The organism is Peterkaempfera podocarpi (genome assembly GCF_042466665.1).
GTDB classification, from domain to species: Bacteria; Actinomycetota; Actinomycetes; order Streptomycetales; family Streptomycetaceae; genus Peterkaempfera; species Peterkaempfera podocarpi.
This window is the reverse complement of record NZ_CP162102.1, coordinates 1,445,608-1,468,193: the sequence shown is the minus strand read 5'-3', so window position 1 is coordinate 1,468,193 and position 22,586 is coordinate 1,445,608. Positions and strand designations below refer to the sequence as shown.

At 73.4% G+C, this 22,586-nt stretch carries 20 protein-coding genes; 15 read left to right on the top strand and 5 right to left on the bottom strand.

The window, feature by feature from the left end; all coding sequences use genetic code 11:
* Position 1 precedes the first annotated feature (1 nt).
* The 10 genes from AB0761_RS06420 (at position 2) to AB0761_RS06375 (ending at position 8,721) form a co-directional block, all read left to right on the top strand.
* A complete protein-coding gene (locus AB0761_RS06420) occupies positions 2-949 on the top strand; it encodes a VOC family protein (RefSeq protein WP_377267990.1) in 948 nt (315 codons plus the stop codon).
* A complete protein-coding gene (locus tag AB0761_RS06415) occupies positions 946-1,779 on the top strand; it encodes an aspartate dehydrogenase domain-containing protein (protein WP_377267989.1) in 834 nt (277 codons plus the stop codon). The genes AB0761_RS06420 and AB0761_RS06415 overlap by 4 nt, the downstream gene beginning before the upstream one ends.
* Positions 1,776-2,567, top strand: coding sequence for an alpha/beta fold hydrolase (locus AB0761_RS06410; RefSeq protein ID WP_377267988.1), 792 nt, complete (start codon positions 1,776-1,778; stop codon positions 2,565-2,567). The genes AB0761_RS06415 and AB0761_RS06410 overlap by 4 nt, the downstream gene beginning before the upstream one ends.
* A 101-nt stretch (positions 2,568-2,668) precedes the next feature.
* Positions 2,669-3,184 (top strand): cupin domain-containing protein, encoded by a 516-nt coding sequence (locus AB0761_RS06405; RefSeq protein ID WP_377267987.1) that lies wholly within the window; start codon positions 2,669-2,671, stop codon positions 3,182-3,184.
* Entirely contained in the window at positions 3,184-3,933 is a 750-nt protein-coding gene (locus AB0761_RS06400; RefSeq protein WP_377267986.1) for a 3-oxoacyl-ACP reductase family protein, read from the top strand. Before AB0761_RS06405 ends, AB0761_RS06400 begins: the two co-directional genes overlap by 1 nt.
* Positions 3,934-3,967: 34 nt before the next feature.
* A complete protein-coding gene (locus tag AB0761_RS06395) occupies positions 3,968-4,741 on the top strand; it encodes an SDR family oxidoreductase (protein WP_377267985.1) in 774 nt (257 codons plus the stop codon).
* Between the two features lie 10 nt (positions 4,742-4,751).
* The gene (locus AB0761_RS06390; RefSeq protein WP_377267984.1) at positions 4,752-6,404 is read left to right on the top strand and encodes a thiamine pyrophosphate-binding protein; all 1,653 of its coding nucleotides are present in this window, start codon (positions 4,752-4,754) and stop codon (positions 6,402-6,404) included.
* A 77-nt stretch (positions 6,405-6,481) separates the two neighbouring features.
* Positions 6,482-7,405 carry a PDR/VanB family oxidoreductase gene (locus AB0761_RS06385; protein ID WP_377273949.1) on the top strand — a complete coding sequence of 308 codons (924 nt, stop codon included), beginning with the start codon at positions 6,482-6,484 and terminating at the stop codon, positions 7,403-7,405.
* 48 nt (positions 7,406-7,453) lie between these two features.
* Positions 7,454-7,669 (top strand): recombinase-like helix-turn-helix domain-containing protein, encoded by a 216-nt coding sequence (locus tag AB0761_RS06380; protein ID WP_377267983.1) that lies wholly within the window; start codon positions 7,454-7,456, stop codon positions 7,667-7,669.
* 5 nt (positions 7,670-7,674) lie between these two features.
* On the top strand, positions 7,675-8,721 hold the full coding sequence (locus AB0761_RS06375) for a Rieske 2Fe-2S domain-containing protein (protein WP_377267982.1): 1,047 nt from the start codon (positions 7,675-7,677) through the stop codon (positions 8,719-8,721).
* Between the two features lie 242 nt (positions 8,722-8,963).
* Here the strand turns inward: AB0761_RS06375 and AB0761_RS06370 are convergent, their stop codons facing one another.
* Entirely contained in the window at positions 8,964-9,656 is a 693-nt protein-coding gene (locus AB0761_RS06370) for a thioredoxin domain-containing protein (RefSeq protein ID WP_377267981.1), read from the bottom strand.
* A 465-nt stretch (positions 9,657-10,121) separates the two neighbouring features.
* Here AB0761_RS06370 and AB0761_RS06365 point away from each other — a divergent pair, with 465 nt between their 5' ends.
* The 4 genes from AB0761_RS06365 to AB0761_RS06350 all read left to right on the top strand — a co-directional run bounded on the left by AB0761_RS06365 (position 10,122) and on the right by AB0761_RS06350 (position 15,864).
* Complete coding sequence (locus AB0761_RS06365) at positions 10,122-10,850, top strand: WXG100 family type VII secretion target (protein WP_377267980.1); 729 nt, start codon at positions 10,122-10,124, stop codon at positions 10,848-10,850.
* Positions 10,847-14,731 (top strand): RHS repeat-associated core domain-containing protein, encoded by a 3,885-nt coding sequence (locus AB0761_RS06360; RefSeq protein WP_377267979.1) that lies wholly within the window; start codon positions 10,847-10,849, stop codon positions 14,729-14,731. Before AB0761_RS06365 ends, AB0761_RS06360 begins: the two co-directional genes overlap by 4 nt.
* A gap of 25 nt (positions 14,732-14,756) precedes the next feature.
* Entirely contained in the window at positions 14,757-15,122 is a 366-nt protein-coding gene (locus AB0761_RS06355; RefSeq protein WP_377267978.1) for a hypothetical protein, read from the top strand.
* Between the two features lie 70 nt (positions 15,123-15,192).
* The gene (locus AB0761_RS06350) at positions 15,193-15,864 is read left to right on the top strand and encodes a C39 family peptidase (RefSeq protein ID WP_377267977.1); all 672 of its coding nucleotides are present in this window, start codon (positions 15,193-15,195) and stop codon (positions 15,862-15,864) included.
* A gap of 19 nt (positions 15,865-15,883) precedes the next feature.
* Here AB0761_RS06350 and AB0761_RS06345 read toward each other — a convergent pair whose 3' ends face one another.
* Entirely contained in the window at positions 15,884-16,270 is a 387-nt protein-coding gene (locus AB0761_RS06345) for a hypothetical protein (RefSeq protein ID WP_377267976.1), read from the bottom strand.
* Between the two features lie 27 nt (positions 16,271-16,297).
* On the opposite strand from AB0761_RS06345, the gene AB0761_RS06340 reads away from it, so the two are divergent.
* Positions 16,298-18,313 carry a protein kinase gene (locus AB0761_RS06340; protein WP_377267975.1) on the top strand — a complete coding sequence of 672 codons (2,016 nt, stop codon included), beginning with the start codon at positions 16,298-16,300 and terminating at the stop codon, positions 18,311-18,313.
* 240 nt (positions 18,314-18,553) lie between these two features.
* Here AB0761_RS06340 and AB0761_RS06335 read toward each other — a convergent pair whose 3' ends face one another.
* The 3 genes from AB0761_RS06335 to AB0761_RS06325 all read right to left on the bottom strand — a co-directional run bounded on the left by AB0761_RS06335 (position 18,554) and on the right by AB0761_RS06325 (position 22,380).
* Positions 18,554-19,924 carry an MFS transporter gene (locus AB0761_RS06335; protein WP_377267974.1) on the bottom strand — a complete coding sequence of 457 codons (1,371 nt, stop codon included), beginning with the start codon at positions 19,922-19,924 and terminating at the stop codon, positions 18,554-18,556.
* A gap of 303 nt (positions 19,925-20,227) precedes the next feature.
* Complete coding sequence (locus tag AB0761_RS06330; protein ID WP_377267973.1) at positions 20,228-21,298, bottom strand: acetylxylan esterase; 1,071 nt, start codon at positions 21,296-21,298, stop codon at positions 20,228-20,230.
* A 44-nt stretch (positions 21,299-21,342) separates the two neighbouring features.
* Positions 21,343-22,380: a LacI family DNA-binding transcriptional regulator gene (locus tag AB0761_RS06325; protein WP_377267972.1), complete on the bottom strand. Its 1,038-nt coding sequence runs from the start codon at positions 22,378-22,380 to the stop codon at positions 21,343-21,345.
* Positions 22,381-22,586 lie beyond the last annotated feature (206 nt).

The following is a 22,586-nucleotide window of genomic DNA, read 5'->3' as shown; positions in this document are numbered from 1 at the left end:
TGTGCACCATGAGCCGATCGCCCGGCTGCGGCGACTGCGCGCGGTGGAGCTGCGCGTGCCCACGCCGGCCGTGTGCGCCGACTTCTACGCCGAGGCCTGGGGCCTGGAGGTCGTCGAGGCCGACGGGGACACCAGCTGGCTGCGCGGCACCGGCGACGAGCACCATGTGCTCACCCTCAGCCGGGCCGAGCAGAACGGCATCGGCCGGATCAGCTTCGCCGTCGGCACCCCCGCGGAGATCGACCAGGCGGCCCGCCGGCTGGTCGCCCGCGGCATCACCCCGGTCTTCGGACCGGGACCGCTGGACCAGGTCGGCGGCGGATACGGGCTGCGCTTCACCGACCCCGAGGGGCGGCTGATCGAACTCAGCGCCAACGTCGAAGCGGTGGCCCCCCGCGGACGGGACGCGGCCCTGCCGGTCGGCGTCACCCACACCGTCCTCAACACCACCGACATCGATGCCTCGGTCGCCTTCTACTGCCAGGTCCTCGGGATGCGCGTCTCCGACTGGTCCGAGCACCAGATGGCGTTTCTGCGCTGCAACTCCGACCACCACTGCATCGCCTTCAACCAGGCCGAGTGGGCCTCCCTCAACCACGTCGCCTATGAGATGACCTCCGTCGACCACTTCATGCGCGGACTCGGACGGCTGCGCCACCACGGCATCACCCCCCAGTGGGGACCGGGACGCCACGGGCCGGGCAACAACACCTTCTCCTACTTCACCGACCCGGCCGGACTGGTCTGCGAGTACACCTCCGAGGTCGCCCAGATCGTCGAGGACGCCTGGATCGCCAAGGTCTGGCGCCGGGTCCCGGAACTCTCCGACCTGTGGGGCACCGCAGGCGCGCCGTCCGCCGACATCCGGCGCCACATGGCCGGCGTCCCCGACCCCGGCCCGCTCACCACCCGGCCCGCCGCCGCAGCACCCCAGGAGGCGACCGTATGACCGCCACCCAGGGCACCCCCGCCGTGCGCGCCGGAGCGCGCGCCGTCCGCCGGGTCTGCGTCGTCGGCCTGGGCGCCATCGGACGGGTCGTCGCCACAGCGATCGCCGAGGGCGCCGTCCCCGGCGCCGAACTGGCCTGCGTCGTCGACAACCGCCCCGTGGTCGGCATCAGCGCCCCCCAGGTCACCATCGACCAGGCCGTCGAGGAGTGCGACCTGGTCGTCGAGGCCGCCGGGCAGGCGTTCGTCCGCGAGCACGGCGCACGTATCCTCGCCGCCGGCGCCGATCTGCTGGTCGCCTCCACCGGGGCGCTCACCGACGACGCCCTCGCCCGGACCCTCACCGGCACCGGGCCCGGCCGGGTCTACTTCACCGGCGGCGCCGTCGGCGGACTCGACCTGCTGCAGGCCGCCCGCTCCCTGGGCAGGCCGCACCGGGTGCGGCTGACCACCACCAAACTCCCCGGCACCCTCGAACAGCCCTGGATGGACGAGGAGTTGCTGCACCGCCTGCGCACCGCCACCGGCCCCGTCGAGGTGATGCGCGGCACCGCCCGCGACGTCCCCGTGAAGTTCCCCCGCTCCACCAATGTCGCCGCCTCGGTGGCGCTGGCCGTCGGCGACCCCGACCAGGTCGAGGTCAGCGTGGTGGCGGACCCCTCCGCCACCCTCACCCGGCACCTCATCGAGGCGCACGGCGAGCACGGCAGCTACCGCTTCGAGGTCAACCACGTGCCCGACCCGGTCAACCCGGCCACCAGCCGGATCGTCCCCCACGCGGTGCTGCGCAGCCTCGCGGCGATCGTCGGCCGGCCCGGGCAGATCCTGTGACCAGCGCCGACGTCCATGTCGAGGAGGCCGGCACCGCCGGGCCGCTGATCCTGTGCCTGCACGGCATCGGCTCCTCCTCCGCCGCCTTCGCCGCCCAGCTGGCGGGCCTGTCCGGCGTCGCCCGGGTGGTGGCCTGGGACGCGCCGGGCTACGGCCGCTCCGCCGACCCGGCGCAGCCGCTGGACCTGGACGCCTACGCCGACGCCGCGGCCGCGGTGATCCGCGAACGCGACCGCAGCGCCCATGTCATCGGAGTCTCCTGGGGCGGGGTGATCGCCATGCGGCTCGCCCTGCGCCACCCGGACCTGGTCGACAGCCTGGTCGTCGCCGACAGCAGCTTCGGCTCCGGCAGCGACCCGGACAGGGCCGCCGCCATGCGCTCCCGGGCGGCCCGGCTCGCCGAGGACGGCCCGCGGGCCTTCGCCGAGCAGCGCGCCCCGCGGCTGCTCTCCCCGGACGCGCCCGCAGACCTGGTGCAGACCGCCGTCGACACCATGGCCGCAGCCATCCGTCTGCCCGGCTACGGCTGGTCCACCGAGTCGATGGCCGCCACCGACCTCGGGCCGGAGCTGCCCGGTATCGACGTACCCGTCCTGGTCCTCTGCGGCGAGCACGACACCGTCACCGGAGTCGACGCCGCCCAGGCCATCGCGGGCGCGCTGCGCCGCGGGGTCTTTGTGATCCTCGCCGGCGCCGGGCACCTGGCCAACCAGGAGCAGCCCGACGCCTTCAACGACTGGGTCCGGGCGCATCTGCGCATCACGGCCCTCATCCCCGAGACCGCCTGACTGCCTGACCTCCTGACCGCCCGACCGCCCGACCGCCCGACCATCCGAACCGCCTGACCCACCCGACCGCTCGAAGGTCCTCACCGGAACAGGAAACGCCCATGCCCATCGACACCACCGCCTACACCGACGGCGACCTCGCCTCCTTCACCGACGCCCTCATCGCCACCCGCGCCTCCCGTGAGCCGGACTGGGACGCCCTGGGCTTCCAGGCCAAGGCCGGCGACCAGTTCCGCCGCGCGCAGATCCGCTATGTCGGCTCCGGCGCCACCGGCAACCACGAGAACGACTCCCGGATCCTGCCGTCCGGCGGCTTCACCTTCTCCAACATGCTGCTGCCCCCCGGCGCGGAGGGCCCCGAGCACACCCACCACGACGCCGAGGAGGCCTTCTTCGTCCTGGAGGGCCAGGTCCGCGTCGGCATCCACCGCGGCACCGACGTGGAGTACCGCACCCTCGGCTACCGCGACATGATCGTCGTCCCGGCCGGCGTCGCCCGCAGCCTCAAGAACGAGGGCGACACCGACGCCCTGTTCTGCGTCGTCATCGGCACCCGCAAGCCGCAGGTCCCCACCTACCCGGAGACCTCCGCGATGCACGGCATCACCCGCGACTGATGGCCGACAGCGTGCACACCGTCGTCATCACCGGCGCCGGCCGTGGCCTGGGACTGGCCACGGCCCGCCGGGTCGGCGCCGAGGGCAGGCGCATCGTCGTCGCCGAGGTCGACGCCGAGCGCGGCCGCCGGGCCGCCGAGCAGCTGCGCGCCGAAGGCGTCGACGCCCACTTCGTGCGGTGCGACGTCGCCGACCCCCGGTCGGTGGACGCGATGGCCGCGGCCGTCGCCGAACTCGGCCCGCTGCGTGGCCTGGTGAACAACGCCGGGCTCGCCGACGCCGTGGGAGGCAAGTACTTCCACCAGATCGACGTCGACGAGTGGGACCGCATCATGACGGTCAACGCCCGCGGCCCCTGGCTGGTGGCCCGTGCCCTGCTCCCCCAGCTGGTCGCCGCAGGCAACGGACGCATCGTCAACCTCGCCTCGGACGCGGCCCTCTACGGCTCACCCCGGCTCGCCCACTACATCGCCTCCAAGGGCGCCGTGATCTCCCTGACCCGGGCCATGGCGCGTGAGGTCGGCGACCACGGCGTCACGGTCAACGCGGTCGCCCCCGGACTGACCGAGGGCGAGTCCGCCGAGCGGATCCCCGCCGAACGGCACGAGCTGTACCGCCTCAACCGGGCCATCTCGCGGCCGCAGCAGCCGGACGACCTGGTCGGACTGATCGCCTTCCTGCTCGGGGACGAGTCCGGCTATGTCACCGGCCAACTGTTCGCCGTCAACGGCGGCTTCACCATGCACTGAGCCTCCGGCTCACCCGTCCCCAGGGAGACACCCGATGGACCTCGGCTTCGCCGGCCGCACCGTGCTGGTCACGGGCGGCAGCTCCGGCGTCGGTCTCGCGACCGTACGCGCACTGCTCGACGAGGGCGCCAACGTGGCCACCTGCGGCCGCCGCCCCGAAGCCCTCGAACGGATCGGGGCGCACCAGCGACTGCACACCGCGGTGTGCGACGTCCGTGACCCCGCGGCGGCGCAGCGGCTCGTCGACGGTGTGGCCGAGCGGTTCGGCGGCCTCGACGGGCTGGTCAACAACGCCGGCCAGTCCCGGATGAAGCCCTTCGCCGAGTGCACCACCGAGGACTGGCGCGACGAGCTGGAGCTGAAGTTCGACGGGGTGCTCAACCCGCTGAAGGCCGCGCTGCCGCTGCTGCGCACCTCGGGCAACGCCTCCGTGGTCAATGTCAACGCCGTGCTCGCCAAGCAGCCCGAGCCCCGCCTGATCACCACCAGCGCGGCCCGCGCAGGACTGCTCAACCTCTCCAAGTCCCTCTCCATGGAACTGGCCGCGGACGGCATCCGGGTCAACTCCGTCTGCCTCGGGCTCATCGACACCGGCCAGTGGGAGCGCCGCTACCACGCCGCAGGCAGCGACCTGTCCTACGACCGCTGGCAGGCGGAGCTGGCCGCCGACCGCGGCATCAGCCTCGGCCGCCTCGGCCGCGCCGAGGAGGTCGCCTATGCCATCACCACCCTGCTCTCACCGCGTGCCTCCTACATCACCGGCACCGCCATCGACGTGTGCGGCGGCGTCGGCCGCGGCATCGCCTAAGGAACCACCGATGACCACTCCCAACGGCGGCGACCTGCTCGTACGCACACTCCGCTCGCTCGGCGTCGACACCGTCTTCGGCATCGTCAGCGTCCACAACCTCCCCCTGGTCGAGGCCGTCGACCGGGATCTGCGCTTCGTCCCCGTACGGCACGAGGCCACCGCGGTCAGCGCCGCCGACGCCTACGGCCGCGCCCGCGGCGGCATCGGCTGTGCGCTGACCTCCACCGGCACCGGCGCGGGCAACGCGGCCGGGTCGCTGATCGAGGCGCTCTCCGCCGGTACCGCCGTCCTGCACATCACCGGGCAGATCGACAGCGCCCACCTGGGCCGGGGACGCGGCTTCATCCACGAGACCAAGGACCAGCTCGGCATGCTCCGGGCCGTCTCCAAGCACGCGGCGACGGTCACCAGCGCCGAGCAGGCCGGCGAGGTGCTGCGCACCGCCGCCGTCCAGGCCCTCGCCGCCCCCGCGGGACCGGCCAGCGTCGAATGGCCCATCGACCTGCAGTACGCGGCCCAGGACCTCGGCCCCGACACCCTCCCGGCACCCCCGGCGGCCCCCCGGGCCGCCGAGGCGGAGCTGGAGCGGGCCGCGGAGCTGCTCGCCGCCGCCCGCCGCCCCCTGGTCTGGGCCGGCGGCGGCGCCACCCACGCCGGGGACGAGGTGGCGGCCCTCCTGGAGCAGATCAACGCCGGCCTGCTCACCTCCAACTCCGGCCGCGGCACCGTCCCGGAGGACCAGCACCGGGTGATCGGCAACTTCGCCATGAGCCCCGCCGGCCGGGCCGTCCTGGCCGAGGCCGACCTGCTGCTGACCCTGGGCACCCACTTCCGCTCCAACGAGACCGGCGACTACAGCCTGCGGCTGCCCGCCACCCACCTCCAGATCGACATCGACGAGGCCGCACTGGGCCGGGTCTACCCCGCCGGGACCGCCCTGCACGGCGACACCGCCGAGACCCTCGCCGCCCTCGCCCCCCGGGTCGCACGCCGCCGCGCCGAACTCGGCGTCACCGCCGACGCCGCCTGGACGGAGCGGGTCCGCGCCGCCCGTGAGGAGGCCCGCGCTGCGCTGTACGACAGCATCGGGCCCCAGGCGGCCGTCTGCGACGCGATCCGCGACGCCCTGGCCGGCCGGGGCGTGGTCGCCCGCGATGTCACCATCGCGTCCAGCAGCTGGGGCAACCGGCTGCTGCCCGTGCTCGACCCCCGCGACAATGTCTTCCCGCGCGGCGGCGGCATCGGCCAGGGCCTCGGCATGGGCATCGGCGCCGCACTCGCCCGTCCGCAGCAGCCGGCCGTGGTGATGGCCGGCGACGGCGGACTCGCCGTCCACCTCGGCGAACTGCTCACCCTCGCCCAGGAGAAGCCCCGCCTGACCGTTGTCGTCTTCAACGACGGAGGCTACGGCGTCCTGCGCAATATGCAGGACCGCTACTTCGACCGCCGCTCCGGCGTGGACCTCGCCACCCCCGACTTCGCCGCGCTCGCCCGCGCCTGCGGCCTGCCGTTCGCGCGGATCGCCGACGCGGCCGACGCGGCGGGGACCATCCGGGACGCCGTCGACTCCGACGGCCCCACCCTCGTCGAGGTCGACCTGGCCTCGCTCGGCCCGATGAAGACACCGTTCACCCCGCCGGTCACCATCCCCGGCCAGTAGTCGCAAAGCCGGCAGTCGCAAAGGAGGACAACGTGAGCAAGCAGCAGGAGCAGCAACTCGAGCTGCTGGTGCACCGGATGACCTGGGAGGCCGAGGGCGTTGTCTCCCTGGACCTGGTCCACCCGGCAGGAAAGCCCCTCCCGGCCTGGGAGCCCGGTGCCCACATCGATCTGCACACCGGTGGCCAGATCCGCCAGTACAGCCTGTGCGGCGACCCGGCCGACACCACCCGCTACCGCATAGCCGTCCTCAGGGAGCCCTCGTCCCGCGGCGGTTCGGCACATGTGCACAGCGGGCTGCGGCCCGGCGCGGTGGTGACCGTCAAGGGCCCGCGCAACCACTTCCCGCTGGTGGAGGCCGACTCCTATCTGTTTGTCGCGGGCGGTATCGGCATCACCCCGATCCTCTCCCAGGCCCGCGCGGCCCGCTCCCGGGGCGCCTCCTGGCGGCTCTGGCACGGCGGCCGCACTCGCGCGTCGATGGCCTTCGGCGACGAGCTGCTGCAGCTCGCCGGGGACGGCGGCGAGGTGACCTTCCACCCCCAGGACGAGCACGGCCATCTGGACCTGCCCGCGATCCTGTCCCACGCCGGACCGCGGACCCGGGTCTACTGCTGCGGCCCGGAACCGCTGCTCGCCGCCATCGAGGCCGCCTGCGAGGGACTCGGTCTGCGCGAGCGGCTGCACATCGAGCGGTTCGCCGCCGTCAGGGTGCCGCAGCCCGCAGGCGGCGAGCAGTCCTTCGAAGTGGAGGCCGCCCGCTCCGGGGTGACCCTCACCGTCGGACCCGAGGAGTCGATCGTGGACGCCCTGGAACGCGCGGGTGTCGCCGTGGAGACCTCCTGCCGCGACGGCATCTGCGGCACCTGCGAGACCGCCGTCCTCGACGGCACGCCCGACCACCGGGACATGCTGCTCAGCGCGGAGGAGCACGCCGCCGGCCGGACCATGATGGTCTGCGTCTCCCGCTGCTCCTCCCGGCGCCTCGTCCTCGACCTCTGACCCCGACCCCGCCACCCGACCCCCGACCCCCGCAGGAAGGAGCCCCCCGTGTCGCAGTACCTCGAGGTGCACCAGGCGCGCACCCATGAACCGAGCCCGTACGAGTACAAGCTCGCCCATGTGCTGGAGGAGGTGTTCACCAAGGTCGGCCATGAGCTGTCCGACGTGGTGCGCGGCCTCAACGAGCGCAGTGTCCACGCACCGGACGGCCAGGCGTGGACCGAGGACTCCTTCCGGGCCGAGATGAAGCGCCTGGGCGCGTGACGACGATGACCACCACCCCCCGTACCGAGGCGGCAGCCGTGAAGCACGGCCGCACCGCCGACCAGCTCTGCTCCACCGGTCTGCGCAACCAGTGGTACGCCGTCTGTCCCTCCGACTTCGTCGAGCCCGGCGGGATGCGCCGGGTCACCCGGCTCGGCGAAGACTGGCTGCTCTTCCGCCGCTCCGACGGCACCCTGCACATGCTCGAGGACCGCTGCCCGCACCGCGGTGCCCGCCTCTCCCTGGGCAAGCACCTGGGCGACCGGATCGCCTGCTGGTACCACGGCGTCGAGGTCGACGGCCATGGCACCGTCACCTCCGTGCCCGCGCTCCCCGGCTGCACCATCGAGGGCAAGTCCCTGGTGGCCAACCCGCCCGTGATGGAGGCCGGCGGGGCGGTGTTCGCCTACTTCGGCGACGCCCGCCACCCCGAGCCGGTGGAGATGGTGCTGCCGGAGCCGCTGACCTCCGAGGACACCCACGCCATCCTGTGCTACGCCGAGTGGAACGTGCCCTGGCGCTTCGCGGTCGAGAACGTCCTCGACCCCATGCACGGCGCCTTTCTGCACCATGAGTCGCACACCATGGCGGACGGCGACACCCAGGCGCGGTTCCGCATCCGTGAGACCGGGCGGGGCTTCTTCTTCGAGAAGACCGACCAGCGCGGAGTGAACTTCGACTGGGTCGAGCTGTGCCGCACCGGCGTCGACTGGATGGACCTGGAGATCCCCTATCCGCCGTCCGCCGGCCCCGGCGGCCCCTTCGGGATCGTGGGTATGGCCACCCCGATCGACGAGCGCAGCTGCGGTGTCTTCTTCTGGCGCTACCGCAGGGTGACGGGATGGCAGCGCGACACCTGGCGCTTCCTCTACAAGACACTCATCGAGCAGCGCCACTGGCAGGTGCTGGAGCAGGACCGGGTGATGCTGGAAGGCCTGCCCGCCGACGCGGACCAGGCCGAGAACCTCTACCAGCACGACCTGGGTGTCGTCCGCGTCCGGCGGATGTACCGCACGGAGGCCGAGAAGCAGGCGGCTGCGCTCCAGGGCTGACGCGACGTCAGGCCATGGTGCCGGGGCACCGGGCAGGCGCCCGCGTGGTGCACCGTGGCGGGGCACCACGGCGGCACCGGCCGTCCCCGGCCCGGTGCCGGGCGGGCCGTGCGCCGGCGGGCCGCGGCCGTGTGGAGGCGGAAGCGCTGTGTCCACGCCGTGGGTGGACCACGGCGTGGACACAGGCGGCGCTGTCCGCTACGAGCCGTTCGGGCCGTCGGGGTGCGGCTGCCCGGCCGGGCTCACGGCTTGTGGTTGAACAGGCTGGTGAGGCCCTGCTCGATCGCGGCCTTCGATCTGGCACTGGTCATGGTCTTCACCACCGTGCCGCTCTGGTAGATCTTGAGCGTCGGGATCGAGGTCACACCGGCCGAGGCGGCGGAGGCGGGGCTGTCGTCGATGTTCAGCCTGACGACGCGCACCTCGGGGTGGTCGGCCGCGACCTGCTTGAGGGCCGGGTCGATCTGCCGGCAGGCGCTGCACCACTCCGCCCAGAAGGAGACCAGGACGGGCTTCTGGCTGCGGAGCACCACCTGTGCGAAGTTGGCGTCGGTCGCGGCCCGGACGGTGGCGGGCACGGTGCTGGGCTGCGAGCCTGCGACGGTCTCGGGGACATGCAGCACGCGACCGGTGTAGAGCCGGGTCGAGGTGCCCATCCCGTTGAGCTGCTGGAGGCTGCGCACGTTGGTGCGGTACCGCATCGCCAGCCCGTAGAGGGTGTCGCCCTGGCTCACGACGATGTCGTTCCTGCCCGACGCCGTCGTGGTGCCGGGCGTGACCTGCCCGGTGCCCGGACCCGGCCTGAGCCCGCCGGACGGGGCGGCGGTGGGGGCCTTGGCCAGTGCCGGTGCCGCACCGGCGAGCAGCGTCGCGGCCGCGAGGGCGGCAGCGGCCGCAAGCCTGGGTATGTGCTTCTCGATCGCCTTCTTGGACATGACTCCTCATCTCGATCGATGTGAGGTGATCCCAGCCTCCCGGGCGACGCGCAGAGGGTGCTCGGCACGGCCTTGCGCGGGTTGCCCACCGGGGCCCGGACGGCTGGGTGAGGCGTTCCACGTCTCAGCCTCGGGGGGGTCGGGGCCCTCCGGCGATCGGGGTTAGACCATTCGGGACGGCGAGCCCGTGGGAGCGGTCACCGCAGGACTCGACGGGCGGCGCTGCCCGGGCGTCGCGCGGACGGGGTGCGCCTCGCCCCCGGAGGTTGTGCGGCCCCGGGCGGACCCCGGTCTCCGGCCTCCGGCCTGCAGCTCCAGGGGGCGCGTCCGGCCCCGGAGGCGACGCCCGCGGTGAGGGGGCGCGCCGTGGCATGCGCAATCACGGGCGGCTTGTGGGAACCGCCGTTCCGCTGCCGTGCATCGTGGGCTACGGTCGGACGCGCAGATCTGGACGGGGAGGGTGTTGTGGCGATCGAGCTGCCCGGTGAGGTGGTGTCGTTCCTGCAGTTCATCGGGATCAGGTGGCCTTCGGTGAACGAGGACAAGGTGCGTGAGTTCGCCTCGCATGTGCGGGAGTTCGGGCAGAGCGTGGAGTCGACGCATCAGGATTCGACAGCGACGATCAAACAGCTGGGGCAGGCGTACGAGGGGGCGTCGTACGAGGCTCTGCTCGCCAAGTGGGCGCAGCTGTCGGACAGTCACATGACCGAGCTGGTGCAGGCGTGCCGGGCGGTGGCGACGGCGCTGGACGTGGCGGCGGATGTGATCGTGGCCATGAAGGTGGAGGCGATCGCGGAGCTGGTGGCGCTGGCGGCCGCGTTTGTGGCGGACCAGGCGGCGGCGGTGGCGACGCTGGGCGCGGCCGAGGCGGCGGTGGTGCTGATCGAGGAGGCGGCCGAGAAGCTGATCAACTTCCTTGAGCAGCAGTTGGAGCAGTACATCATCGGCCAGGTGATCGAGGCGGCGATCGATCCGCTGGTGGATGTGGTGGGGCGGGCGGTGTCGGGGCTGGTGTTCCAGGCCGCCGAGTCGGCGCTGGGGGTGTCGGTGGACGGGGCTGCGGTGGGTACGGGGTTCCGGATCGATCCGGCGGCGCTGGAGGCGCACGCACAGATCATGCATGCACACGCGGAGACGGTCGCCGGACATGCGCAGGTCTTCCAGGCCAGGCTCGCAGGGGTGAGTTTCGAGTGAGCAACCAGATCGTCAAGGCGCTGGAGCACGGCGCGCAGAAGATCGGCAAGACGCTGGCCGAGGACGCGGGCAAGGCGGTCAAGGACCTCTACCGCTCCGCCGGGGACAACCTGAAGAAGGTCGCCCACAACACCCGCGAGGCGGACGCCAAGCACGCCGGTGAGCTGACCAGGATCCTGGAGCGCGGCGGCAAGGACGCCGAGCACTCGCCCCGGCTGCCCGGCGGTGGCGGCCGTACCGGCAGGGGCGGCGAGGGCGGCGGCGGTGGGCGCGGCCGTCAGCAGGTGGCGGACCCGCGGGAGGCGGGGCGGCGCGAGGAGGCGATCTGCGGCGGCGGTGAGCCGGTGGACATGGCCACCGGGCGGATGTTCATCGACCAGGTGGACGTCGCGCTTCCCGGTTCGCTGCCGCTGGCGTTCACCCGGTCCTTCGAGTCGGGCTACCAGGCCGGGCGGTGGATGGGCCCGCGCTGGGTGTGCACCTTCGACGAGCGGCTGGAGATCGACCCCGACGGTGTGGTGTACCTGGGCACCGACCGTACCGCCCAGGCCTACCCGCACCCCGGACCCGGCGAGGCCGTGCAGGCGGACGCAGGCGCGCGCTGGGAGCTGGAGGGCGGCGCCGAGAGCGGCGGCTACACCCTGACCGATCCCTCCCGGGGCCTGGTGCGGGAGTTCACCCTCCAGCCCGACGGGGAGACGGCGCTGCTGACCCGGGTGCGGGACGGCTCCGGGCGGCACTACGACCTGGTCTACGGCAGGGACGGCACGCCGCTGAGCATCGCCCACAGCGGCGGCTACCGGCTGCTGGTCACCGTGGAGGGCGGCCGGATCACCGCGCTGCATCTGGCCGGTGCCGGCGAGAACGGCTCCGACCTGCTGCTGATGCGCTACGGCTACACAGGCGGCCATCTCACGGAGGTGTACAACTCCTCCGGGCTGCCGATGCACTTCGCCAATGACAGCAGCGGCCGTGTCCTCTCCTGGACCGACCGCAACGGCAGCCACTACACCTATCTCTACGACAGCCTGGGCCGGGTCGTCGACGAAGGCGGTGCATGGGGGCACCCCCGGCCGGAGGCTGGGGGAGGCCCGCTGCGGTTCCACTTCACCTACGGCGACCCCGATCCCGCCACCGGCACCAAGGTCCACTCCGAGACCAACGCCCTGGGCCACACCACCCGGTACCACGTCAATGAGCACGCCCAGATCACCGCCCGGGTGGACCCGCTGGGAAACACCACCCGCTTCGAACGCGACGACCACGACCGCCTGCTCACCGAGACCGATCCGCTCGGCCACACCACGCGCTACACCTACGACGGCGCCGGCGACCTGGTGTCCGTCACCCGACCCGACGGCGAGCAGGCCACCATCGGGTACGGCAGCCGGCTCGCCCTGCCCACCGAGGTGGTCGAACCGGGCGGGGCGACCTGGCGCCTCAGCTACGACGACGGCGGCCGGCGCACCTCGCTGACCGATCCCAACGGCGCCGTCACCCGCTACCGCCACGACGAACTGGGCCATCTCGCCGCCGTCACCGACGCCCTGGGCCACACCACCCTGGTCCGCTGCAACCCGGCCGGCCTCCCCGTCGAGATGACCGACCCCACCGGGGCGACGACCCGCTACGAGCGGGACGCCTTCGGCCGCCTCACCGCCGTCACCGACCCCTCGGGCGCGGTCACCCGGTTCACCTGGACCGTCGAGGGCCATCCGGCCTCGCGTACCGCCGCCGACGGCAGCACCGAGACCTGGACCTACGACGGCGAGGGCAACCTCCTCACCCACACCGATGCGCTGGGCCAGGTCAGCGCCTTCGAGTACACCCACTTCGAGACCCTCGCCGCCCGCACCGGCCCCGACGGTGCCCGGCTCACCTTCACCCACGACGCCCATATGCAGCTGGTGGGCGTCACCAACGCCCTGGGCCAGCGGTGGGAGTACAGCTACGACGCCGCCGGGCGGCTCATCGGCGAGAGCGACTTCCAGCAGCGCAGGACCGCCTACCAGCTGGACCCGAACGGCCGGCCGGTCGGCGTCACCAACCCGCTCGGCAGGCAGACCCGCTACAGCTACGACGTCCTCGGCCGTACCACCGCCAAGGACGCCGACGGCCGTACCACCGCCTACACCTACGACCGCGCCGGCCACCTGATCCGGGCGACCGGCCCCGACGCGGACCTCGCCCGCACCGTCGACGCCCTCGGCAACCTCCTCACCGAGACGGTCAACGGCCGCACGCTCACCCACACCAGGGACCTGCTGGGCCGCCGCACCGGCCGCACCACGCCCAGCGGCCACACCAGCGTCTGGACGTACGACCCGGTCGGACGGCCCACCGCCCTGTCCACACCCGGCGGAGAGCTCACCTTCGGCTACGACGCCGTCGGCCGCGAGCAGCAGCGGACCCTGGGTGGCGGCCTCACGCTGGCCAGCACCTGGGACTCCAGGCACCGCCTCACCGGCCAGACCCTCCGTGGCGGCTCACCCGCCCGTCCGTCGGTCCTTCAGCAGCGCGACTACAGCTACCGCGCCGACGGCAATCTGACCGGGGTGGGCGACCTCCTCGCCGGTCCGCGCACCTTCGATCTGGACCCGGCCGGACGGGTCACCGCCGTCCGCGCGGCCGACTGGACCGAGCGCTACGCCTACGACCCGGCCGGCAATCTCACCGAAGCCGAATGGCCCGCCACCGGCGCGACCCGCGCCGCCCTCGGGCCCCGTACCTACAACGGCACCGAGCTCACCGCCGCCGGCCGGGTCCGCTACGAGTACGACGCCGCAGGCCGTACCGTGCTGCGGCAGAAGACCAGGATCTCCAGGAAGCCCGACACCTGGCACTACACCTGGGACTCCGAGGACCACCTCACCCAGGTCACCACCCCCGACGGGACCCGCTGGCGCTACCTCTACGACCCCCTCGGCCGCCGGATCGCCAAGCAGCGCCTCGCCCCCGACGGGACCGCCGTCGAGGAGCAGGCCGACTTCAGCTGGGACGGCCACACCCTCGCCGAGCAGACCACCCGCGCCCCCTACCTTCCGGGCCCGCACACCCTCACCTGGGACCACAGGGGCCCCCACCCCCTCGCCCAGAGCGAGACCATCACCACCCCCGCCACCGTCGACACCCCGCAGGAGCAGATCGACCGGCGGTTCTTCGCGATCGTCACCGACCTGGTCGGCACCCCCACCGAGCTCGTCGACCCGGTCACCGACACCATCGCCTGGCGGGCCACCCCCACGCTCTGGGGCCACACCACCTGGCAGGCCGACAGCGCCACGTACACCCCGCTGCGGTTCCCCGGCCAGTACTTCGACCCGGAGACCCGCCTCCACTACAACGTCCACCGCTACTACGACCCCGAGACCGCCCGCTATGTCACCCCCGACCCGCTCGGGCTGGTCCCCGCTCCCAACCCCGACGGCTATGTCCGCAACCCCCACAGCTGGTCGGACCCGCTCGGCCTGTCACCGCACGCCCGCGCCGCGCTGCCGCCCGCCATGCGCGAACCCCCCAACGCGCCCGGTTCGACGATCACCTCACGGCTGGGCAGGCCGGGAGAGACGTTCAGCATGGTGATCTCCCGCGGCCAGCCGGCGACCCGGCCGGGCGGGTTCGGCACCTTCGACGACGTGCCCAACCAGGCATTCGTCCGCAACCAGCTGGCGATCCGCACCGACTGGAAGCCGGATGTCTCCCTGGTGCAGCGGTACGCCTTCCCGGACGGGGAGCCGATCCGGATCCAGGAGAGCATCATCGGCCCGCAGGAGGACCCGCTGCTCGGTCATCTGCCCGGCGGAGCGACCCAGTTGGAGATCTTGAACTTCGAGGACCGTGCCAGACTGATCCCGATCGGCGATCCCGTCGAGATCGGGTGACGAGCGGGAGCAGGGAAGGCAAGCGATGGACATCGACTGGGAAGCCGGGTCGCGCACCGTGCGCTGGGGCGGGGCCGTGGAGAAGACGTTCGCCCAGCCGCCGGCCTCGGTCGTGGGGCGCGACGACCCTCCCGGCGTCCTGGTCGTCGAAGCGCTGGAGGGCGGCGCGGCGAAGCCGAGCAACGCGGTGGTGTTCAACGAGGACGGGACCGAGCGACTGCGCCTGGCACCGCCCCACCTCCCGGAGCCCTCCTGGCGGATCGGCTACTACATGGCCTACGAGGATCCCCAGGGCCGCCTGGTGGCTGTCTACGCCACCCGCGCGGGGGACCTCTGGGGCCGGCCGGACCTGACCACGGGGGAGCTGCTCGACGTGCACGAATGGCGCTGAGCGGCCTGGGCGCCACCCAAGGCGCAGCGGATGCCGTCCCTCTGGGGTGACGGTACGGTTGCGTCTTGTGATGGCGAACACCTGCTCGAAGGGTGCGGCCGCAGCCGCCGCGGCCTGCCTGGTCCTGGCGGTCGGGAGCGCACCCGCCGCCGCCCGCAGCGCGGTGACGGTCCCCTGGTACCACCAGCAACTGCGCAACGACTGCGAGGCCGGCGCGCTGCGCATGGTGATGGCGGCACGTGGCCGGCACGCGGGGGACCGGGCCATTCTGCGCCGCATCGGTGTCGACCGGGTGCACTACCGCTTCGGGCACTCCGGCCCGCTGTCGGGGGATCCCTTCCGTGCCTTCGTCGGCGACCCCGACGGCTCGGAGCTCGCCGGCACGGGCTTCGGCGTCTACTACCCGCCGGTCGCGGCGGCCGCCCGGTCCTACGGGCTCGGCGTCATCGCCGCCGGGCAGGGCGTCGGACCGGCGCGGCTGCGCTCCGAGGTCTCCCGGGGCCACCCCGCGGTGGTCTGGGTCGACTACCTCTGGCGGCACCTGAGGACACGGTGGTACACGGCCTACAACGGCCGCCGCATCCCCTACGCGGGACCGGCCGAACACACCGTCGTCGTCACCTCCTTCTCCGGCGGGCGGGTTGCCGTCAACGACCCCTCACGCGGCCGCTACACGGTCAGCGAGGCGGCTTTCACCGCCGGCTACGCCACCTACGGCGACATGGCCGTGATCGTGCGCTGATCCGCCGGCGCCCGCGAGGTCACCGTCCGCCCGGGCGGGCGCCCGGCCCGCACCGGCACCATGCTTCCGGGGAGCCCCCACGGAGGCCGCGTCCGGCCGCGGCGGGGGCACCGGGCCCGGGTCGTCCGGCCTGCCGGACCGGCTCCGGACAGCGGACCAGAGCGCGCATCCGGTCCGCGGGCCACGGCAGTCCCGCACTGATCTCCTCGCTGTTCTCCCGCCACATCGTCCGCGCGGCGGCCCTGCTCTGCTCGCCGTCGCCCCCGGCCGGGTGGAACCGCCGTGCCTTCTCCGGCGTGGGGGAGCGCCGCAGCCGGAACACCACCGTGCGGGCGCGGGCGAGGTCTTGATGTCCGGTCAGGGCGGTGGCGGAGGCGGCCGTTGCGCTACCCTCGCGCTCATCCATCAGACGCCCGAGAAGCAGGGACGCCCCATGCCAGAAGAGCACCGCCGCCCGTCCGGCCCGGGAGCCCGAGCGGCGGGGCTGTCCCGACTGGGCGCCGTCCCGCTGCGGGAGAGCGACCCCGGGCAGGTCGGCCCCTACGCCACGCTGGCCGTGCTGGGCAGCGGCGGGATGGGCCGCATCTATCTGGGCCGCGACACCGGCGCGGGGCACGGCCTGGCGGCGGTCAAGGTGATCCGCCCCGAGTACGCCGAGGACCCGCAGTTCCGGCTGCGCTTCGAGCGGGAGGCCACGGCGCTGGCCCGGGTCCGGGGAGACCACACCGCGCTGCTGCTGGGCACCGGCCTCGACGGTGACCTGGTGTGGATGGCCACCGAGTACATCCCCGGACTCAGCCTCTCCGCCGCGACCGCGCAGGGGCCGGTGGGCGCCTCGGCGGCCTGGCGGCTGGCGGCCGACCTGGGGCGGGCGATCGAGGCGATGGCGCGGGTGGGGGTCGTCCACCGTGATCTGAAGCCCTCCAATGTGGTCCTGGCCGCCGACGGCGCGAGAGTGATCGACTTCGGTATCGCGCAGGCGGCCGAGACCAGCGCCATCACCAGCACCGGCCAGCAGGTCGGCACCCCCGCCTATATGTCCCCGGAGCAGGTCAGGGGTGAGGCGGTGTCCGCCGCCTCGGACGTCTTCTCGCTGGCCTCCACCGTGGCCTGCGCCGTGACGGGCAGGGCGCCGTTCGGCGACGGCACCAGTGTCGACGTCCTGCACCGGGTCGCCTACGAGGCGCCGAAGGAGGACGTGCTGGCGGCGGTGGCCGCGGTCGACGGGGACCTGGCGGCGCTGATCGCCTCCTGCCTGGACAAGGACCCGGAGCGCCGGCCCACTCCGGAGGAGGTGGTGGAGGCGGCGAGCACCCGTCAGGTGCCGGCCCCCTGGCCCCCCTCAGTCGGCGATGCCATCTTCGCCCGGGTGGCCGCCTGCCAGGAGGTGGAGTGGCAGGCCAGGCAGGACGGGTTCCTGCCGCAGCGCGGCGGGACGGACGGCGGCTACGGCCAGGGCGACACTCCCGTGCGGCCGGTCACTCCGGCCACCCAGCTCCGGCCTGCGGCGCAGGCGGCGCAGGCGATGCCCGCTCCTGCGCAGGCGATGCCCGGTCCCGCTCAGGCGATGCCCGGTCCCGCTCAGGGGCAGTGGGCCCCGACCCCTCCGCCGGGCTGGCCCGCCCCGGCCGTACAACAGCCGCAGCCGCAGCCGCAGCCGCAGCCGTTCCCGGCCGCGGCCTGGTCCGGGCAGCCCGTCCCCGGTCCCGCTCCGGTGCCCCCGGCCCCGGAGGTGGTCACGGGTCCGATGGGTCCCGCGAGGCGTCGGACCGGCCTGCTCGTCGGGGCCGCGGTGGTGGCGGTCGGAGTGATCGCCGCGGTCACCGCTGTGCTGGTGACCCCGGACGGTCACCAGGCGGCGGCCGCCTCTGTACCCACCACGGGCGGACCGGTACCGTCCGCCGACCAGCCCGCCGCCCCCGCCGCCTCGGCGGACGCTCCGCCGACCGCCGCCTCGCGCGGACCGCGCAAGCCGTCGGCATCGCCCAGCGCCACGGTCGCCGGCCCCGGACGGAGCGCGGGCGCCACACCCACCGCCGCGACCGCGCCGAGCACCGCCTCGGCCGGGACGGCCCCGGCCGCGCCGGGCCGGACCGGGCGTACGACGCCTCCGGCCGCACGGACCAGCCCTGCCGGTACACCCCCGGCGGCCACCACGGCTGCCCCCGCGCCCACCCAGGCGGCGCCGCCGCCGCCTCCCGCCTGGATCACCGGGTGCACCTACTACTCCGGCACCGCGCAGACCGAGTACGGCGACACCGGCGCCGCGGTGAAGGAGGTGCAGTGCATCCTCACCAAGCGCGGCTACAGCGTGGGGGCGTCGGGTGTGGACGGCGAGTTCGGCAGTGACACCTTGGCCGCGGTGAAGCGCTTCCAGACGGACCGGAGCCTGGAGATCGACGGCCAGGTCGGTCCGCAGACCTGGGCCGCCCTCCGCAGCAGCAGCTGACGAGTCGTCATGAAGTTTGCCGGGTGCCTGCGATCACCCGGACTCGCTCCTCGCCAGGAGCCACCGATCCGGCCGACGGCTGGGGCCGTTCGGCTGCGGATGGTGGCCCCTCGCGTCCCGCGCCGACCGGTTCCGGCCCGGATTGCCCGGTTCGCAGGCCGCGTGGCCCTTTCCCTCCCGCACCTCGGGAGGGAAAGGGCCACGCGGTGGTGGATCACTTCCGGGCGTGCGGGCGCGTCATCACGACCGTCCGCCCGCCACGGGTCCGCCGTCCTCCACCGGCCCCCACAGCGGCTCAGCCGCCGCGCCGCACCGTCCGGACCGGTCGGGTCCGGGTTCTGACGCTACGTCCGCTGTCGACTCCCGCTCCGGTACGGCAACCGTCGTAGCGGCTCCGGTCCCCGGCCCCGCCTCCCCGGCAGCCGGCCCACGACGGCGCGGGGCGCCCGCCGTGCACAGCGCGGTGACGGCACCCAGCACCCCGACAGCGGCGGCGAAGGCGGTCGGAGGAGCGGACCGGTCGACCAGGACGCCGCCGAAGGCCGTACCCAGTGCCGCACCCAGGTTGTAGGCGGTGCTGACCCATGCGCCGGCCTCGGTCTGCGCGCTCTCGGGGACCAGCGTGCCGACCAGCTGGTAAACGGTGATCAGAAGGACGTCGGCGCACGCCCCGGCGAGCAGCAGAGCCGCCCCCGCGGCCGGAGCGGTGTACAGCAGGACCGGCAGCGCGTAGCAGACGGCGGAGGCCGCACCCAGGAGGAGCGGCCGGTGCACCAGGGCGCCGCGCCACTGACGCCGTCCGTAGACCAGGCCGCCGAGGACGCCGCCCACGGAGAACAGCGTGGTCAGTATCCCGGCCGCCACCGTCCCCCAGGCGGCGACGACCGCGATCTCGAAGAGGGCCAGTGCGGCCGCGGCGCCCAGTACGAGCAACAGCAGCGGCGGGAACCCCTTGGCGCGCAGCGGACTTCGCCGCCGGGCGGACGTCGCCGGTGCGGCGCGCATGTGCGAGGGGGCCCGGCGCAGGGACCTCGCCAGCAGGCCGAAGCCGGTGACGACCAGTGCCGCGCACCCGGTGAGCACGGCGGGTGCCGAGGAGGCGGCGACCAGGAGCGCACCGAGGACGGGGCCGAGCGCGAAGACGGTGGACTCCGCCGCCGTGTCCAGGCTGAGCGCAGACTGCCGCTGGGCCTCGTCGGTGGTCAGTCTGCTCCACAGGGTCCGCATCAGCGGGCCGACCGGAGGTGGGCAGATGCCCGCCGACACCGCGAGGCAGACGGCGAGCGGGGTGGGCATACGGGCCGCGCAGACGGCGGCCAGCGCGGCCAGGAGCAGTGCGTAGCAGAGCGCCAGCCGCATCAACGCGGCGGGACGGCGCTCCACCAGCCGGGCTCTGACGGGGCCGAGCAGGGCGCTGGCCAGTCCGAACAGGCCGGTCGCGGTCCCGGCCACCGCATAGGAGCCGGTGCCCTCCCGCAGGGTGAGCAGCAGCGGGAGGCTGAGCAGCCCGTAGCAGAGCCGGGCGAGCATGGCGGCGGCGAACAGGTTGCGGGCGTGGGGGAGTGCGAGGACAGCGCGATAGGACGCACTGCCTCCGTCGAGGCGTGGCAAGGCGGTCTCCGAGACGGGTGTGCCGTGACCGGGCCGTCGCCGGGCCTGGTTCACGTGCGGGCAGGACGGATCGGCGTGCCTGCTCCACCGGTCGTCGCTCGGGATCTGTCACGAGGACGGGCCGGGGGGAGCGGACAGCGGATCTGTCAGTGCGGTTCGGAGACGGACATGGGCGGCAGGATAGCCGTCCTGAGCGCCGGTGGAGAAGAGGGCCTCGGTTGGCTGCGCAGCCACGGCGCCCGGGCCGGGGCCCGGATCCGCCGCCAGGTCCGCTGCGGGGAGCGGCCCGGCGGCGGAGGGCTCTCAGCCGCGGGCGACCGCCGGGACGGGAGCCGGCGCGCCGGCCGGCCGGGGGAGGCCGGGGCGCGGCTGCGCCTGTCCGGGTCGCAGGTGTCCGTCGAGCCAGCTCAGCTGACGGCGGGTGTGGAGGGCCTCCCCGCCCTCGTGGTGGTTGAACGGGTAGACATGGACGGTCCGGTCCGCCGGGGCGGCCGTTGCGGCGGCGGCGCCGTAGTGGTTGTACGCGGCGAAGACGGTGCTCGGCGGGCAGACGGTGTCGCGCAGGCCCACACCGAGGTGCACCGGTGCCTTGGCGCGGCGCGCGAAGGAGACGCCGTCGACATAGGAGAGCGTCCGGCGTACCTGCTCCTCGGCCTCCCGGTGCACGGCGAGGAAGTTCACGATGTCACCGTAGGGTGCCGCGTCGGTGATCTCGATGGCGCGCTGCAGGTGGCAGAGGAACGGCGCCGAGATCATCAGCGCGGCGAGGTCCGGTACGAGCCCCGCGACAGCCAGGGCGAGCCCGCCGCCCTGGCTGTTGCCCACCGCGCCGACACGTGCCGGGTCGACGCCCGGCAGGGAGCGGAGCGCGCCGACCGCCCGGACGGCGTCGGTGATGAGCCGTCGGTAGTAGTAGTCCTCGGGCGAGAGGATGCCCCGGGTCACCGGGCCGGGTCCGCCGAGCGCGCCGCTGTGCGGGTCCGGGGTGTCACCGCCGTTGCCGTACTGGTCGCCCTGGCCCCTGCTGTCCATCAGCAGATGTGCATAGCCCGCGGCGGCCCAGGTGAGGCGTTCGTGCGGCAGGCCGCGGCCGCGGCCGTAGCCCAGGTACTCGACGACCGCGGGGAGCGGGGCCTCCACCTGCGCCGGCCGGGTGTACCAGGCCCGGACCGGGTCGCCCCCGAAGCCTGCGAAGGTGACGTCCCAGGTGTCGACCAGGCTGAGTCCGCTGTCCGTCGGCCGGACGTCGAGGACCACCGGACCGGCCGCGTCCTGCTCCAGCGTCGTACGCCAGAAGGCGTCGAAGTCGGCAGGCTCCGGCACGGCGGGGACATAGCGTTCCAGCTGGTCGAGCGGAAGGTCGAAGAGGGCCACGGATCCTCCATACATTGCTTGGGTGGCGCCCGGGGCGGGCTGGGTCAGAGGCCGGGTGCCGGCGGTGCGGTGCTCTCGCGGACGACCAGTTCGGTCCCGAGGTCGATCCGGTTGCTCGTCAGGTCGATCCCGGAGGCCAGGTCCAGCAGCATCCGGGCGGCGGTGCTGGCCATGTCCTGGAGCGGCTGGTTGACCGTGGTGAGTGCGGGTTCCATCCAGGCGGCCACCGGAAGGTTGTCGTAGCCGACGACCGAGAGGTCTCCGGGGAGGTGCAGGCCCAGTCGCCGGGCGGCGCGCAGTACGCCCATGGCCTGGGTGTCCGAGCCCGCGAAGATCGCGGTCGGGCGGTTCGGCCGGCGCAGGAGATCCATGCCGTGCTCATAACCGGCGTCGAGGTAGAAGGTGCCGTACCGCACCAGGTCGGGGTCGACCGTCAGGCCCGCCTCGTCGTGGGCGGAGCGGAAGCCGGCGACGCGGGCCCTGCTGCAGAGCAGCTCCTCCGGGCCGGAGATGACCGCGATGCGGGTGTGACCGAGTTCGAGGAGGTGGCGGGCGGCGATCAGGCCGCCGTTCCAGTTGTTGGAGCCGACGGTGGGCACCGACTCCGGTGGTGCGCTGTCGGTGTCCACGGCGACGAAGGGGACCCGCTGCCGGCGCAGTCGGGCCTGTTGGGGTGGTGTCAGACCGCAGGCCACAAAGAGCACTCCCATCGGCTGCCTGCCGAGGAGGGTGTCCAGCCAGGAGTCCGACGGGCGGTGCCGTCCGCCGAGTTGGGCCAGGACGAGTTCGGCTCCGTAGGCGGAGACGGCGGACTCGACTCCCTGGATGATCTCCATGGCCCACGCGTAGTCGAACTCGTGGAAGACCAGGTGGATCTTGTTCGTTGCGACGGGCTGCCGTCTGGTGCGGCGGCGGTAGTGGTGCCGGTCGAGGCTGGCCTCGACCCGTGCCCTGGTGTCGGGTGCGACATCGGTGCGTCCGTTGAGCACCTTGGAGACCGTCGCCACGGAGACGCCGACCTCCTGGGCGATGGTCGCGATCGTCGCGGAGCGAGGCTCGACTGCAGAATCGAAACTGGTCAACGGAGCCCCACGCTCATTGTCGAAACTTTCGGTTACCTGTGCCTTGGGTTGGCTCAGTCTAGGACGGGCCAGCGGTGAATCTACGCGACGGGACCGCGATCGGCCAGGCTGAAATCCGCAGCGTCTGGGCTATTGACACCCCGTCGACGACGTCCCTAGGCTGCCCGGCACATTAAGCGAAAGTTTCGAAACTTTCGAGCCGCTTC